At 61.7% G+C, this 14,561-nt stretch carries 12 protein-coding genes and 1 tRNA gene; 6 read left to right on the forward strand and 7 right to left on the reverse strand.

The features are described 5' to 3' along the window. Window positions 1-53 precede the first annotated feature (53 nt). Window positions 54-3,515: a chromosome segregation SMC family protein gene (locus tag ACPYOP_RS31610; RefSeq protein WP_481414166.1), complete on the forward strand. Its 3,462-nt coding sequence runs from the start codon at window positions 54-56 to the stop codon at window positions 3,513-3,515. Window positions 3,516-3,642: 127 nt separating this feature from the next. Here the strand turns inward: ACPYOP_RS31610 and ACPYOP_RS31615 are convergent, their stop codons facing one another. Further along, window positions 3,643-4,170 (reverse strand): hypothetical protein, encoded by a 528-nt coding sequence (locus tag ACPYOP_RS31615; RefSeq protein ID WP_481414167.1) that lies wholly within the window; start codon window positions 4,168-4,170, stop codon window positions 3,643-3,645. Window positions 4,171-4,268: 98 nt separating this feature from the next. Further along, window positions 4,269-5,123 carry an MBL fold metallo-hydrolase gene (locus ACPYOP_RS31620; protein WP_481414168.1) on the reverse strand — a complete coding sequence of 285 codons (855 nt, stop codon included), beginning with the start codon at window positions 5,121-5,123 and terminating at the stop codon, window positions 4,269-4,271. A gap of 219 nt (window positions 5,124-5,342) precedes the next feature. On the opposite strand from ACPYOP_RS31620, the gene ACPYOP_RS31625 reads away from it, so the two are divergent. Next, a complete protein-coding gene (locus ACPYOP_RS31625; protein ID WP_481414169.1) occupies window positions 5,343-5,957 on the forward strand; it encodes a TetR/AcrR family transcriptional regulator in 615 nt (204 codons plus the stop codon). A 175-nt stretch (window positions 5,958-6,132) separates the two neighbouring features. Here the strand turns inward: ACPYOP_RS31625 and ACPYOP_RS31630 are convergent, their stop codons facing one another. After that, on the reverse strand, window positions 6,133-6,558 hold the full coding sequence (locus ACPYOP_RS31630; RefSeq protein ID WP_481414170.1) for a GNAT family N-acetyltransferase: 426 nt from the start codon (window positions 6,556-6,558) through the stop codon (window positions 6,133-6,135). 335 nt (window positions 6,559-6,893) lie between these two features. Between ACPYOP_RS31630 and ACPYOP_RS31635 the strand changes: the two genes are divergently transcribed. Both ACPYOP_RS31635 and ppdK read left to right on the forward strand, forming a co-directional pair. Further along, complete coding sequence (locus ACPYOP_RS31635; protein ID WP_481414171.1) at window positions 6,894-8,219, forward strand: hemolysin family protein; 1,326 nt, start codon at window positions 6,894-6,896, stop codon at window positions 8,217-8,219. A gap of 168 nt (window positions 8,220-8,387) precedes the next feature. Beyond that, window positions 8,388-11,054, forward strand: coding sequence for a pyruvate, phosphate dikinase (ppdK, locus tag ACPYOP_RS31640; RefSeq protein ID WP_481414172.1), 2,667 nt, complete (start codon window positions 8,388-8,390; stop codon window positions 11,052-11,054). An 18-nt stretch (window positions 11,055-11,072) separates the two neighbouring features. On the opposite strand, the gene ACPYOP_RS31645 is transcribed toward ppdK, so the two are convergent. Both ACPYOP_RS31645 and ACPYOP_RS31650 read right to left on the reverse strand, forming a co-directional pair. Continuing rightward, a complete protein-coding gene (locus ACPYOP_RS31645) occupies window positions 11,073-11,348 on the reverse strand; it encodes a hypothetical protein (RefSeq protein WP_481414173.1) in 276 nt (91 codons plus the stop codon). Between the two features lie 91 nt (window positions 11,349-11,439). After that, window positions 11,440-11,856, reverse strand: coding sequence for a hypothetical protein (locus ACPYOP_RS31650; protein ID WP_481414177.1), 417 nt, complete (start codon window positions 11,854-11,856; stop codon window positions 11,440-11,442). 241 nt (window positions 11,857-12,097) lie between these two features. Here ACPYOP_RS31650 and ACPYOP_RS31655 point away from each other — a divergent pair, with 241 nt between their 5' ends. After that, a complete protein-coding gene (locus ACPYOP_RS31655; RefSeq protein WP_481414174.1) occupies window positions 12,098-13,030 on the forward strand; it encodes a DUF1499 domain-containing protein in 933 nt (310 codons plus the stop codon). A 6-nt stretch (window positions 13,031-13,036) separates the two neighbouring features. Here ACPYOP_RS31655 and ACPYOP_RS31660 read toward each other — a convergent pair whose 3' ends face one another. Next, window positions 13,037-13,945 (reverse strand): MBL fold metallo-hydrolase, encoded by a 909-nt coding sequence (locus ACPYOP_RS31660; RefSeq protein ID WP_481414175.1) that lies wholly within the window; start codon window positions 13,943-13,945, stop codon window positions 13,037-13,039. Then, window positions 13,942-14,244: a cupin domain-containing protein gene (locus tag ACPYOP_RS31665; RefSeq protein WP_481414176.1), complete on the reverse strand. Its 303-nt coding sequence runs from the start codon at window positions 14,242-14,244 to the stop codon at window positions 13,942-13,944. Before ACPYOP_RS31665 ends, ACPYOP_RS31660 begins: the two co-directional genes overlap by 4 nt. A 158-nt stretch (window positions 14,245-14,402) precedes the next feature. Here ACPYOP_RS31665 and ACPYOP_RS31670 point away from each other — a divergent pair. Further along, a tRNA-Gln gene (locus ACPYOP_RS31670) sits at window positions 14,403-14,477 on the forward strand. Window positions 14,478-14,561 lie beyond the last annotated feature (84 nt).

A 14,561-nucleotide genomic window follows, 5' to 3' on the forward strand; every position in this document is an offset into this window, starting at 1 on the left:
CCCCGGACCTTCGGTCCGACCCTCCCCCTCAAGGGGAGGGTGGAGACCACCCTATGAAATTCAACAGGCTGAGACTTGTCGGCTTCAAATCCTTCGTCGAACCGGGGGAATTCGTCATCGAGCGCGGCCTGACCGGTGTCGTCGGGCCGAACGGCTGCGGCAAGTCCAATCTTGTCGAAGCGCTGCGCTGGGTGATGGGCGAGAATTCCTACAAGAACATGCGCGCCTCCGGCATGGACGACGTGATCTTCTCCGGATCCGGCAACCGCCCGGCCCGCAACACCGCCGAAGTCGGCCTTTATCTCGACAATAGCGATCGCACCGCGCCCGCCGCCTTCAACGACAGCGACGAGATACAGGTCACGCGCCGCATCGAGCGCGAGCAGGGCTCCGTCTATCGCATCAACGGCAAGGAGGCGCGCGCCAAGGATGTGCAGCTGCTGTTTGCAGATGCCTCCACTGGCGCCCGTTCGCCGTCCATGGTCGGGCAGGGGCGTATCGGGGAGCTGATCCAGGCGAAGCCCCAGGCGAGGCGCCAACTGCTGGAAGAGGCTGCCGGCATTTCCGGCCTACATTCGCGCCGGCACGAGGCGGAGCTGCGCCTGCGCGCCGCCGAAGGCAATCTTGAGCGGTTGGATGACGTGACGTCGCAGCTCGAAAGCCAGATCGAAAGCCTGAAGCGTCAGGCGCGGCAGGCCAACCGCTTCAAGACGCTCTCGGCCGACATTCGCGCCCGAGAGGCCATGCTGCTGCATATCCGCTGGGTGCAGGCCAAGGAAGCCGAGGCCGAGGCCGATAGTGCGCTCAACCAAGCAACGGTGCTGGTCGCCGAAAAGGCGCAGATCCAGATGGAGGCGGCAAAGGCGCAGGGCATTGCCAGCTTCAAGCTGCCGGAGCTGCGCGACGATGAGGCGAAGGCCGCCGCCGCCCTGCAGCGTCTGCAGATTGCCCGCTCGCAATTGGAAGAGGATGTCAATCGCATCCTGCGGCGGCGTGATGAATTGATCCGTCGCCTAGCACAGCTGGCCGAGGATATCAGCCGCGAGCAGCGGCTTGTCGCCGACAATGCTTCCATTCTTGCCAAGCTGGATGCGGAAGAAGCCGATCTCGCCGACATCCTTGCCGATTCCGGCAGGCTTGCCGAGGAGACGCGTATCGCGTTCGAGGAGGCTGCCGCCAAGCTCGCCGACAGCGAGCGCATCTTTACCGCCCTGACCGCCGAACGCGCCGAGACTGCCGCCGCCCGCAATCAGCTGGAGCGCGCCATCCGCGATCTGGCCGATCGCAAGATGCGGCTCGAGCGTCAGGCCGACGAAGCGAATCGCGAGCTCGCAGCCATCGACGAGAAGATGGCCGATCTGCCCGATCCCAGCGAAAAGCGCGATATGGTCGAAGCGGCGGAGAATGTCGTTGCCGACGCGGAAGGCGAGATCCAGCGCGTCGAGGCGGTTCTTGCCAAGGCGCGTGAAACCGAGGCGCTATCGCGCGGACCGGTCGAACAGGCGCGGGCACGTCTGAACGCGCTTGAAACTGAGGCGCGGACCATTTCCAAAATGCTGGCGGCGGGCGATACATCAGGCGCTTTTTCGCCGGTTGCAGAGGAGCTGCGCGTCGACCGTGGTTTCGAGACCGCGCTTGGCGCAGTGCTCGGGGATGATCTGGAATCCTCGCTCGATTCCGAGGCGCCAGTCTATTGGTCCGACAATGGCAGCGGCGCTACCGATCCGGCCCTGCCCGAGGGCGTCGCACCCTTGATTGCCCATGTCGGCGCGCCGGCCGCGTTGACGCGGCGCTTGCGCCAGATCGGCATCGTTTCGGCTGAAGACGCGTTGCGTTTGATGCCGGAGCTGAAACCCGGACAGCGGTTGGTCACCAGGGATGGCGCGGTTTTCCGCTGGGATGGTCATGTCACCGGCGCCGATGCGCCGAGTGCCGCTGCCTTGCGGCTGGCGCAGAAGAACCGCCTCTCCGAGCTGGAAGCCGAAGCCGAGCTTGCGCGCGATGTGCTTGTGGAGGCTGAAGAGCGTCTGTCGGCCGCCGCCGAGGCGATCAGGGCCGAAGAAGGACATCTGGCCACCGCCCGCGATGCCAGCCGGCTTGCGGCCCGGCATCTGACCGAGGCGCGTGAAGCGCTGGCTGCGGCCGAGCGAGCCTCGGGCGATCTCATCCGCCGCCGCGATGTCGTCGTCGAGGCCGCCAGCCGGTTGCGGGAGCAGCTCGAAGATGTTGTCATGCAGGATGAGAATGCCCGTATCGAACTGGAAGATGCGCCGGATCTCGACGCCATCGATGTGAAGCTGCGCGACCAGCAGGCGGAGGTCGCGACGGATCGCGGCGCGCTTGCCGAAGCGCGTGCCCGCGATGAAGGCTTGAACCGGGAAAACGAGGCGCGGCAACGCCGCCTCCTGGCGATCCGGCAGGAGCGTGATACCTGGCGCCAGCGCGCGGCCAGCGCCGAGGAGCATATCCAGACACTGCGCGACCGTGAAGAGGAAGCGCGCGAGGAAGCGGCCGAACTCGATCTCGCCCCCGATGAATTCGACGACAAGCGCCGAGCCCTGATGAACGAGCTGCAGAAGGCCGAGGAGACGCGCCGTCAGGCCGCCGACCGCCTTGCCGAAGCGGAGGTCGTTCAGCGCGAGGCCGATCGCCATGCGACGACGGCCCTTTCCGAACTGGCGGAAAGCCGCGAGAAGCGCGGCCGTGTCGAGGAGCGGCTGGTCTCTGCCCGCGAGCGTCGGCAGGAGAGCGAACTGCGTATCCGTCAGGCGCTCAATGTCGAGCCGCACGAGGCCATGCGCCTGACCGGCCTTTCGTCAGTGCAGAACGTGCCGGATCTGCGTGAGGTCGAACGCGAGCTGGAACGGCTGAAGATTGAACGCGAGCGTCTTGGCGCCGTCAATCTGCGCGCCGAGGAGGAGAGCAAGGAGCTGACCGAGCGGCTGCAGGCGCTGATCAAGGAGCGCGATGATGTCATCGATGCCATCAGGAAGCTGCGCGGTGCGATCCAGAGCCTTAACCGCGAAGGCCGCGAACGCTTGATCGTTGCCTTCGATGTCGTCAATGCGCAGTTCCAGCGCCTGTTCACGCATCTTTTCGGTGGCGGCACGGCCGAGCTGCAGCTCATCGAATCGGACGATCCGCTGGAAGCGGGTCTGGAAATCCTCGCCCGCCCGCCGGGCAAGAAGCCGCAGACCATGACGCTTCTCTCGGGCGGCGAGCAGGCGCTGACGGCCATGGCGCTGATCTTCGCCGTATTCCTCACCAATCCCGCGCCGATCTGCGTGTTGGACGAAGTCGATGCGCCGCTCGACGACCACAATGTCGAGCGCTATTGCAACCTCATGGACGAGATGGCGGCCTCGACCGAGACCCGCTTCGTGGTCATCACCCACAATCCCATCACCATGGCCCGCATGGACCGCCTCTTCGGTGTGACCATGGCGGAGCAGGGCGTCTCGCAGCTCGTCTCCGTCGATCTGCAGACCGCCGAGCGCCTGCGCGAGATCGCCTGACATTTTTCGCCGCGCGCTGGGAATTTCCACCAAAGCGTTGATTGTCCGAACCAATCGAGGATGGATTCGTCGCTCCCAAAGGGCGTCGGAGGAATGCTCATCGGTAGCCCACTGGACCGACGATGTTTTAGCCTTTGGCGACAGGCGCCGGCGGCACGGGGAGGATGATTTCGGATGCGACCTTCCAATCGCTTTTGACCTTGATCCAATTGATGATCATCAGGAACGGCTTCGGCGTGCCGTCCTGACCGGCATAGGAAACCGTAATGTTCATCGGCGCATAGGATTCTGCCATTTCGCGGGTCAATCCGACGACCTTGAATTTGGAGAAATCGGGCGCAAGCACGACGGGTCCCGACCCGGCGATGTCGTGGAGCTTCCGGTCCACCGCCTCGTTACCCCAAAATCCAGCCCAGTTGCCTTCAGATGGGATGGCGCTTTTTGCGACCAGAAGGGCGGAAGGCGACTGCCAGAACATGTTGTGCAACGCCTTGAGATCATGCTTGTTCGCCGAATCCATGAGTTGGCTGAAATGCGATTTGATCGTGCTCAGGGTCTGAACGTCCAGCGGATCCGTATGCACGGCTGGCGCTGCCGCCGCTGATCCCGCCGAAAGCATTGCCAAAGCGAAGGCGGCGGAGAGCATTGTTTGCATGTTCAATATCCCTTGCGTTCGTTGATGAGGGCGAATTCTAAAAAGAGGAACTGAAAATCGGGCCGGCGGTGAACCTGGCCCGGTAGATCCCATTGTTCCTAGCTTTTCCCTTTGGCGGCGTTCGAGGCACCCCAAAGTGAGCCCGGATTGGCGCGATTGGGATAGAGTTCCAGCATGGCGTCGTAGAGCTCACGCGCGGTCGTCGTTGCCTCGTTCAGGCGATTGAAGTCGAGGAGATATTGCCGTGTTTCGCCGATGATGCGGGGATCATCGGCATTTTGAGGCAACTTATGCCCGGCGATTACCGCCTTGGGCTGCAGTGCCTCGAGCTTGTCGAGCGCGGCAATCCATTCAAGCCGGCTCCGCGTATCGGTTTCGCCAAGGTAAAGGTGGATGCCATCGTAGACGACATCCCCACCGACGATCAGTCCGATCGATGGGACATACAAGCAGGTTGAGTGGCTCGTGTCCGTATGCCCGGCATTCACCACGACGAGCTTATGCCCTTCCAGTTCCAAAGTGTCGCCTTCGAGCGGCTCGGCGATCAGCAACCGGTCGAGGATCTGGCCGGGAAAGAGCCTGCGCCAGAAATTGTCGATCGACGCTGGCGACAATTGCGTGTGCATGGTCTCGACCACCGCCGGCGTCGCGAGCGCCCTCGCATTGGGAAAACGCTCCAGAAGCGGTGCGAGGCCGAAGAAATGATCGCCATGTCCGTGGGTGATATAGATCGTCGTGAGGTTCTTGCCGCTCGCGACGACCCAATCCAGCAAGACCTGCGCGTGCTCGGCCGTAAGAAACGTATCGACAAGGACTGCGTCGTGCTCGCCATGGATGAGCGTTGATGAATTCACCACCCACAACAGCTCTTCCTTGCCGGGCGGCACGTCTCGGCCCAGGCCGGGGCGTTTGATTGTCAGTACATTCCAGTTCAAGTCCGTCTTGGAAAACACGATCACTATCCTTCCAACCAATTGATCTCATTGGATACGCTCATGTTCGCGATGATCCGAAGGCGCGCTTCGCCGACAGGCATCCCCAACGAGGATGCCCGTGTCCGCATTCGATCTTCGGTATGATGCGCGTTAGCATGCCGCTCTCTTGACACATGTTCCGAGAGTTGCGATTAATATCGTATGACCGGTTGGTCGGAATTAGTCAAGAGGTCTGAAATGAAATCTCCTGCAGGCGCCAAGCGCGGCCCGAAGCCAAAGCCTGATACGCGTAACAATCTCCTTCAGGTAGGCCTGCGGATGATCCACGCCGAAGGCTATGCGGCGACCGGCATCCAGAGCATCGTGGATGGGGCGAATGTTCCGAAGGCCTCATTCTACAATCATTTTCCCAGCAAGGAGGCGTTCGGGATCGAAGTCATCGATGCCTATTTCGATCGCAACGAGGGCAAGTTGCGTGACTTCTTCTGCAATTCGAATGTCGGGCCGCTTGCCAGGCTGGAGGCTTACTTCGATGATCGCATCGCTGCCTTCAGGGCGAACGGATTTGCGCGGGGATGCCTGCTTGGCAATTTCAGCGCGGAGATCGCCGATCACAGCGAGCTGATGCGCGAGCATCTGGCCGAGCATTTTGAAGCGTGGGGCAGCTTCTTTGAAAAATGCATTGCCGAGGCGCAGGAACGGGGGGTGATCAGCGACAAGTTTCCCGCAGCTTTGCTCGGCCGTTTCGTATTGAACAGTTGGGAAGGCGCGTTGCTGCGCATGCGAGCCGAAAAGAGCGATGCAGCGCTGGTAGAATTCAAGAAAGTCGTCTTTGGCGGGCTCTTCGCCTAGGGTCAGGACCTACTGATTTCGTTTGAGATGTGAGATTCACAGCTCCACATGCACATGGACGTGGGGAATGTCGTCGCCTGAAAAGAGGAAGGCGATACGGTTCACCCCGTCAGCCCTCTGTGGAAATCAACAGTCTGCCCTTTGATTCGGTGCGGAAAGCGAACGCGGTGGAAGATCAGAGTTTATAGGAGAACATCACAATCGGCTCGGCTGCGGCGCCTCGACCTTCGTAGAGGGCGCGAGCGGCATTGTTTTCGATGTCTGTAACGATCCACGCCTGGTGACATTTTAGCGTTTTTCCCCACGCAAAGACCTCGTCGACGAGGCGTCGCGCAACACCACGTCGCTGGAAAGGCGGAGCGACGCCCAGATTGTCAATGTAGACATCCGATGCTTCATCGAGGTGGCTGTGAACGTAGGCGGCGACCTGGCCGATAACCTGCTTTCCGCAAATCGCAAGGATCATCAGGTGCCCCGGCGACTCCAAATAGGTCGCAAGCCGCTGGGCGTTAATTTCCTTGTCGAAAACCCCTTCCGCGATGTTCTCTAGCAGCCCGGCGGTATCTCGCGTGAGGCGATACGTTGTGATTACTTCCGGCATAGCTCAGTGAATCCAAATGCGCAGCGCAGTAAGATGTTTGGCATCATCGCACTGACTGGCGCCATTGTCGAAGGCTACTCTCGCCTCGGCCGCAGTTGGCAGACCAAGCGCGGGATGTCTGGACGAAATGTCCGCTCGATCCCTATCCGGCGCTGAAAGCGGGCTTGCGGAAGCCGCTATGCCGCTTTTCGCCGTATCCCGGTAACATTCCTTGAAAAGGAAAATTGTTTCTCTTATCGACAAGAAATTGCCGTCCTGGCTGCCGTGCAGCCGGAAAGCGTGTTAGGTTTCTTTTCGATCAACAACATGGGCGCTGATCCGCCCGGAAGGGAAGTATGTCTGGTTCGACTGGCGGTATTTTCGATTTCCTCGGAATATTCGCCGTATTGCTGCTTGTCGCCGCCAACGGCTTTTTCGTTGCGGCCGAGTTCTCTCTGGTGTCCGTCCGCCGCAGCCGCGTGACGGAGCTGGTCACCGAAGGGCGGATGAACGCCAAGTCTTTGCAGAAGGCGGTCGATAATCTCGACGCCAATCTGGCAGCCACACAACTCGGCATCACCATTTCATCGCTCGCCCTCGGCTGGGTCGGTGAACCGGCGCTCGCGCATCTGCTGGAACCGCTTCTCGGTTTCCTTCCCGGAGCATGGGCTGCGGCCAGCTCTCATGCGATTGCCGTCGCCATTTCCTTCATCATCATCACCGCGCTTCATATCGTGCTCGGCGAACTTGCGCCGAAGAGTCTGGCATTGCAGCGCAGTGAAGGCACGGCCCTCGGCGTCGTGCGGCCGCTTGGCCTGTTTCTCTTTTTGCTGCGCCCGGCAATCACCGTGCTCAACGGCCTCGGCAATCTCGTCCTTCGCCTCTTCGGCCTGCGCCCCGGCGCCGGCGAGGGCTCGCTGCATTCGCCGGCCGAGATCAAGCTTTTGATCGCCGAAAGCCAGGAGGCCGGCCTGCTGGAGCAAGCGCAACAGGATCTGGTCGAACGCGTCTTCAACATCGGCAACCGGGACGTCTCCAACATCATGACGCCACGGCTGGAGGTCGATTGGATCGATGCCGACGATACGCCGGAAGAAATGCAGAAAACCATTCGAGAAAGCCGCTTCGAGCAGCTTCTGGTCGCTCGCGGATCGATCGACGAGCCGATCGGCATGATCCTGAAGAAGGATCTCCTCGACCAGCTTTTGAACGGCGAGCCGCTGAATCCGATGGCCGTCATCCGTCAGCCGCTTGTTGTCCACGAGTCCACAGCCGTCTTCAAGGTGCTTGAAAGCTTCAAGCGCGCGCCCGTCCGCCTTGCCATGGTCATCGACGAATATGGCAGCCTGGAAGGCATCGTCACGCAGACGGACCTGCTGGAAGCGATTGCCGGCGATCTGCCTGATATGGACGACGACACGCCCGATGTCGTCGAGCGGGCCGATGGGTCGCTGCTGATGGAAGGCATGATGCCGGTCTACGACGCCTTTGCGCGGCTGGGGCTGCGCTTCAGCGAGGAGGACGTCAATTTCCACACACTGGCGGGCTTTGCTCTCTACCAGCTCGGCCATCTGCCTGAAGTGGGCGAAAGCTTCTCCTTCGGCGGCTGGCATTTTGAAATCATCGATCTCGACGGCATGCGCATCGACAAGATTCTGGCCCAGCGCGAGCCGCAGGCTTAGCCGCCAAGCCGCCCTAAATTGACCCGGAAGCTCCCGATTTCGATCAATCGATTGAAATCGGAGAGCTTCGCGTCATATTTATTGTGCAGCGCAACATTTTGCCGCATTTGTCGATTTTCATTTGTGGCTCAATGAATTAAGTTCAACCGGAGGAGTTGGACGGAGACGATGACGAAGTGGGTCTATACATTCGGCGGCGGCAAGGCCGAGGGAGGCGCCGGCGACTTTGAACGGCTCGGCGGCAAGGGCGCCAATCTTGCTGAAATGTGCAATCTCGGCCTGCCGGTTCCGCCGGGGCTGACGATCGTCAGCGAGGTCTGCGCTTCCTATTACAAGAATGGTCGCAACATCCCCGAAGAGCTGAAGCCGCAGGTCATGCAGGGCCTGCAGCGAATGGAGGCCATTGCCGGGCGCAGGTTCGGCGATACCGCGCGGCCATTGCTGGTTTCCGTGCGTTCGGGCGGCCGTGCATCCATGCCGGGCATGATGGATACCGTCCTCAATCTCGGCCTCAACGATGCCACGGTGCAGGCGCTCGGCCACGATGCCGGCGACGCCCGCTTCGCCTGGGATAGTTATCGCCGCTTCATCCAGATGTATGCCGATGTCGTCATGGGTCTCGACAACGAGGTCTTCGAAGAGATTCTGGAGGATGAAAAGGCGAGGTTCGGCCACGAGTTCGACACCGACCTGACCGCTGTCGAATGGCAGCATGTGGTCTCGATCTACAAGACCGTCATCGAGGAAGAATTGGGCGAGGCCTTTCCACAGGAGCCGGAGGTTCAGCTCTGGGGTGCCGTCGGCGCGGTCTTTGCGAGCTGGATGAATGCCCGCGCCGTCACCTATCGGCAATTGCACAATATCCCCGAGGTATGGGGAACCGCCGTCAACATTCAGGCGATGGTTTTCGGCAATCTCGGCAATTCCTCCGCCACCGGCGTCGCCTTCACCCGCAACCCTTCGACCGGCGAGAAGGAGCTTTACGGCGAATTCCTCGTCAACGCGCAAGGGGAGGATGTCGTTGCCGGCATCCGTACGCCGCAAAGCATTACGGAAATGGCCCGCATCGCCTCCGGCTATGACAAGCCGTCGATGGAAAAGCTGATGCCCGAGGCTTTTGCCGAGTTTCGAAGCATCTGCGCACAGCTGGAATCGCACTACCGCGAGGTTCAGGATCTGGAATTCACCATCGAGCGCGGCAAGCTCTGGATGCTGCAGACCCGCAATGCCAAGCGAACCACCAAGGCGGCGATGAAGATCGCCGTCGACATGGTCGATGAGGGGCTGATCACGGAAGACGAAGCTGTTTCCCGCATCGAGCCGACGACGCTGGACCAGCTGCTGCACCCGACGATCGACCCGCGCGTCCGCCGCGAGGTCATCGGTTCAGGTCTTCCCGCATCGCCTGGTGCCGCCACCGGCGAGATCGTCTTCACGGCTGAAGAGGCGATCATTGCCGAAGAGGAAGGCCGCAAGGCGATCCTCGTGCGCATCGAAACGAGCCCTGAGGACATTCACGGCATGCACGCCGCCGAGGCGATCCTCACCACCCGCGGCGGCATGACCAGCCATGCGGCCGTGGTCGCCCGCGGCATGGGCATCCCCTGCGTCGTCGGCGCCGGCACCATGCGCATCGATATGCGCAATGAAAAGCTGATCGGCATCGGCATCACATTGAAGAAGGGTGATATCGTCACGATAGACGGATCCACCGGCCAGGTCCTGAAGGGCGAAGTGCCGATGATCCAGCCGGAACTGTCGGGCGATTTTGGCCGTATTATGGCCTGGGCAGATCGCTCGCGGCGCATGACAGTGCGCACCAATGCCGACACGCCCGCCGATGCGCGCGCGGCCCGCTCCTTCGGCGCCGAGGGCATCGGCCTATGCCGTACGGAGCACATGTTCTTCGAGGGCGATCGCATCCATGTCATGCGCGAGATGATTCTTGCCGAGGACGAAAAGGGGCGCCGCGCCGCCCTTGCCAAGCTCATGCCGATGCAGCGCCTCGATTTCACCGGCCTGTTCACCATCATGCACGGCCTGCCGGTGACCATCCGCCTGCTCGATCCGCCGCTACACGAATTCCTGCCGAAAACGGATGAGGAGATCGCCGACGTCGCCGGCATCATGGGCATGGAGCCGGCCACCCTGCGCCAGCGGGTCGATGCGCTGCACGAATTCAATCCCATGCTCGGCCATCGCGGCTGCCGGCTGGCGATTTCCTATCCGGAGATCGTCGAGATGCAGGCCCGTGCCATTTTCGAGGCGGCGGTTCTCGCCGCACGCGAGACGGGGGCTGCGGTCGTGCCCGAGATCATGGTGCCGCTTGTCGGCCTGCGTTCCGAACTCGATTACGTCAAGGCCCGCATCGACGAGGTGGCGCGCGCCGTCATGACGGAAGCGAAAATGAAGATCGATTATCTTGTCGGCACGATGATCGAGCTGCCGCGCGCGGCCTTGCGCGCCCATATCATCGCCGAAGCGGCCGAATTCTTCTCCTTCGGCACGAACGACCTGACCCAGACCACATTCGGCATGTCGCGCGACGATGCCGCCGCCTTCATCCCGACCTATCAGCGCAAGGGCATCATCGAGCATGATCCTTTCATTTCGCTCGATTTCGACGGGGTCGGCGAGCTCATCCGCATCGCGTCCGAGCGCGGACGCCGCACGCGCAACGACATGAAGCTCGGCATCTGCGGTGAGCATGGCGGCGATCCCGCCTCGATCCACTTCTGCGAGGATATCGGGCTGGATTACGTGTCCTGTTCGCCGTTCCGCGTGCCTATCGCCCGGCTTGCGGCGGCGCAGGCGGCAATCAAGGGAAGAGGCTGATTTTCTGAAATATGCCGATCAGCGGCGCCAATAGCCACGGTGATATCCCGGGCCGCCGACCACGATTGTCGGCCCCCAGAAGAAATCATCGTTGCTTTCCATGAAAGCCCTTTGATCTGCCCGCCGGCTAAGGTCCTGATTCATCAGGCAGTTGGCGAAATTCTCCGACCCGCGCCTGAAGCCGTAGCCGCCGCATCTCGCCTCGTCGGCCGCGCGGATTTCCTCGGCCGTCTGGCAGGAGGAAAGCACGAGCGTGATGGTGAGGAGGGAGAGGATGGAAGCGGCGATACGCATGACTTTGTGTCCTGAATGCTGATGTGCAGGCACGAATTATAGCGCCGCGCGGCATGGCGCGAAAGGCGTATTGGACCGTAGGCGGGACTGCCTATGCGGCTTCCTTCGGCTTTGCCGGCAATCGCCGCAGCAGATCGACGAAGGCATCGGCAAACCGCAAAAGGTGCTCGGTTTCATCGTCCGGTTGCAGCAAGCGGATTTCCGCGCCGTCTTCGTCGAGCGCGGCAAAGAGGGTGCGCGTCGTCGCATCGCCTTCGGGAATGCGGATGACCGCCAGCCTGCGGCAATCAGGGATCAGCCCCGCGGCCGGAAGGTCGAACAGGAAGTCGCCGCGCACGGCGGAAGCAGCGTTTCGCACAGCCTCGCAGAAGCCCGACTCTCCGCCGGAAAAACCTTCGAGCGAAAGCTCCAGTTCCAGGAGTTCCAGCGGCAGGATCGGATCGGCCGCATCGGTCCCCGCAATGGCCGCTGCCGGCAACGGTTTGGCGGCGGCGTCTTGAGAAACTATCGGTTCCATCTCACCAAGTCCTTTCACAGCCTCGATAAAACGCTGAAGAATGGCCTTTTTTTGGAATTTAAGCAAGCGCTCACGTTTTTGGTCTAGGCGTTACTGGTTTCAGCCTTGACGAAACATGGGGCGTTGATGTCGTGACATTCGATTTATTTTCGCCGTTTCTTGATCTAAACATAAGTCGCTTTCTGGGATTCGGTGCATCCGGCTTCCGATCCGACGCGCCGACGAGCCCTTGATGACCATCCGCTTCGACCGTCCTGTTTCACATGCCGCCCGCGCTGCGCGTCTGATCGCTTCGTTTGCCCTGGTGCTCTGCGGCGTGACGCTGATCGGCTATCGCTTCGGACCGCTGGAAACGCCTTATTTCGTGCTGTTGCTGCTGATTTCGGCCGGTTGCGCCGTGCTTTCGGTGCTGCTTGCCTTCATCGGCCTTGCCCAGCTCTGGCAGAATGCCGCCATCGGCGGCGTCTCCGCCGTCAAGGCGCTCGTCTATGCCGCTCTGCCGCTTGCCATTTTCGGTTTCGGCGCCGAGCGCTACTGGAGCCGGCCGCCGATCTACGAGATTTCGACCGATCTCAACGAGCCGCCGGAATGGCTGGCAACGCCGGACAGCAGGCAGCTGTGGCTGCCGCCGCGCCATTTGGAGACGCAGCAGGAGCGCGAGGCGCAGTTCGATGCTTATCCCGCTTTGATCAGCCGGCGCTACGAGGGGGCTTCCGACCGCGTGCTGGAAGCGGTGCGCAAGGTCGCGCGTGACCGTCACATCACCATCGTCAAGGCTGAAGGCGCCGAGGTGACCGATCCGAACGGCAGTGTGAAGCCGAAGCGCCGCGCCCGCCCGCAGACCATCAATCCCGCGCAGAATGACGGTGCCGGCGGCGATGTGCCCGATATCGTCCCGGTGCCGACACCGCGCCCCTTCCGCGATGGCGTCGCGGAGCTCATCCGCCAGAATACTGATGTTACTCTGCAGGGCGAAACCCGTACCCGCATCTTCGGCCTGCCATGCGACTTGGTGATCCGCATTCGCGAGGAGGCGGAAACCACCCTGGTCGATATCCGCGTCGCCTCCCGATACGGCCAGAACGACCTCGGAGTCAGCGCCGATTTGGCGGATGGCTACTTGAAGGCGCTGGACGCGGAATTGCTCGGCATCGCCGGAAGCTGAGACGGCTCAGGCGGGACGATAAGCCCCGAAAAGCGCCGGCGGCCCATCGGTTTCCACCAGGCCCTTTTCGACCAGATCTTCCAGATGCGCCAGCACCGAAAGAGCTGCCGCTCCATGCAGGCGCGGGTCGGTATCGCGATAGATGGCCTTCACCATATCCGGGATCAGCCGGTCGCCGGCCTTGATGCGCTCCAGCACGGCGCGCTCGCGCATGCGCCGGTGGGTCCGCAATCCCCGCATGAAGGAGGCGGGCTCCTTCACCCGGCCGCCATGGCCGGGCAGGAACAGCCGGTCGTCGCGGGCAAGCAGCCGCTCCAGCGAGGCCATGTAATCCGCCATCGAACCGTCCGGTGGCGCCACGATCGAGGTCGCCCAGGCCATGACATGATCGGCCGAAAAGACGATGCCGGTGCCGTCGAGTGCGAAGCACGCGTGGTTGGCCGTATGGCCTGGCGTCAGCAGCGCCGTCAGCTGCCATCCATCCCCGGAAACGCTTTCGCCGTCGCCGAGCACGATATCCGGCCGGAATTCCATGTCGGAGCTTTCGGCGAAGGGATTGATCTCGCCTTGATGGAGCGGCCGCGCGGCGCGATGCGGCCCTTCGCCGACGGTCAGCGCCCCCGTCGCCTCCTTCAGCCTTTTCGCAAGCGGCGAGTGGTCGCGATGGGTGTGGCTGACGAAGATATGCGTGACTTCGCGCCCTTTGAGCGTCGCCATCAGGGCGGCGAAATGCGCCTCATTCTCCGGACCGGGATCGATGACCGCGACGGAAGAGCCGCCGACGATATAGCTATTGGTGCCGTGAAAGGTGAAGGCGCTGGGATTGTTGACCGTCATCCGCTCGATGCCGGGCGCGACCGGTACGGCGCGGCCATAGGCGGGTTCGAAGGCAAGGTCGAAGTCAGGCGTGCTCATGATTGCTTGTATTCGATTTCGATAAAGGACATCGGCTCGGCGCCGGCATTGACGACATTGTGCTCGACACCAGCCTCGCGCCGATAGGCGGCACCCCTAGCGATATCGACCCGCCGGCTGCCACCAGGCTCCTCCAGCAGAAACCGGCAATCGGTCATCGGCACCACGACATAACCGAGGCCATGGACATGATGCCCGGTATCGGCGCCGGGCTCGAAATCCCAGCGCGTAATGCGGCAGACGGCATCATCGAGAAGCACGGTGGGCACGGCCGGCGGGCGGGCGCGAAACTGGCTCATCGGACCTCCTCATTGGCAATTCAGTGCCGCAAGACCTATCATAGCCGCCCGGAAAGCACACAGAAATATGCATCCGCCCATCACTTAGTCATTGTAGCGGCAAGCGACCTTTGCTAATCAGACGCCGATTTGGCTGGCATGACAGCCATTTCCTTCGTTGGGGCGTCGCCAAGCGGTAAGGCACCGGTTTTTGGTACCGGCATTCCCAGGTTCGAATCCTGGCGCCCCAGCCACGCAATATTGGGTCCGTTCTGGACACATAGGTTACGGTTTATTCCTGAGACATAGGTAACACTTTTGGACCGAAAGGGTTCGGC

Source organism: Rhizobium sp. KNZ2-6A (assembly GCF_056755475.1).

Coding starts and splice junctions, on each gene's coding strand:
- ACPYOP_RS31630 (WP_481414170.1), bottom strand. CDS start 6,558: ATGCCGGAAGTAATCACAACGTATCGCCTCACGCGAGATACCGCCGGG.
- ACPYOP_RS31625 (WP_481414169.1), top strand. CDS start 5,343: ATGAAATCTCCTGCAGGCGCCAAGCGCGGCCCGAAGCCAAAGCCTGAT.
- ACPYOP_RS31660 (WP_481414175.1), bottom strand. CDS start 13,945: ATGAGCACGCCTGACTTCGACCTTGCCTTCGAACCCGCCTATGGCCGC.
- ACPYOP_RS31665 (WP_481414176.1), bottom strand. CDS start 14,244: ATGAGCCAGTTTCGCGCCCGCCCGCCGGCCGTGCCCACCGTGCTTCTC.
- ACPYOP_RS31635 (WP_481414171.1), top strand. CDS start 6,894: ATGTCTGGTTCGACTGGCGGTATTTTCGATTTCCTCGGAATATTCGCC.
- ACPYOP_RS31610 (WP_481414166.1), top strand. CDS start 54: ATGAAATTCAACAGGCTGAGACTTGTCGGCTTCAAATCCTTCGTCGAA.
- ACPYOP_RS31655 (WP_481414174.1), top strand. CDS start 12,098: ATGACCATCCGCTTCGACCGTCCTGTTTCACATGCCGCCCGCGCTGCG.
- ACPYOP_RS31645 (WP_481414173.1), bottom strand. CDS start 11,348: ATGCGTATCGCCGCTTCCATCCTCTCCCTCCTCACCATCACGCTCGTG.
- ACPYOP_RS31615 (WP_481414167.1), bottom strand. CDS start 4,170: ATGCAAACAATGCTCTCCGCCGCCTTCGCTTTGGCAATGCTTTCGGCG.
- ppdK (WP_481414172.1), top strand. CDS start 8,388: ATGACGAAGTGGGTCTATACATTCGGCGGCGGCAAGGCCGAGGGAGGC.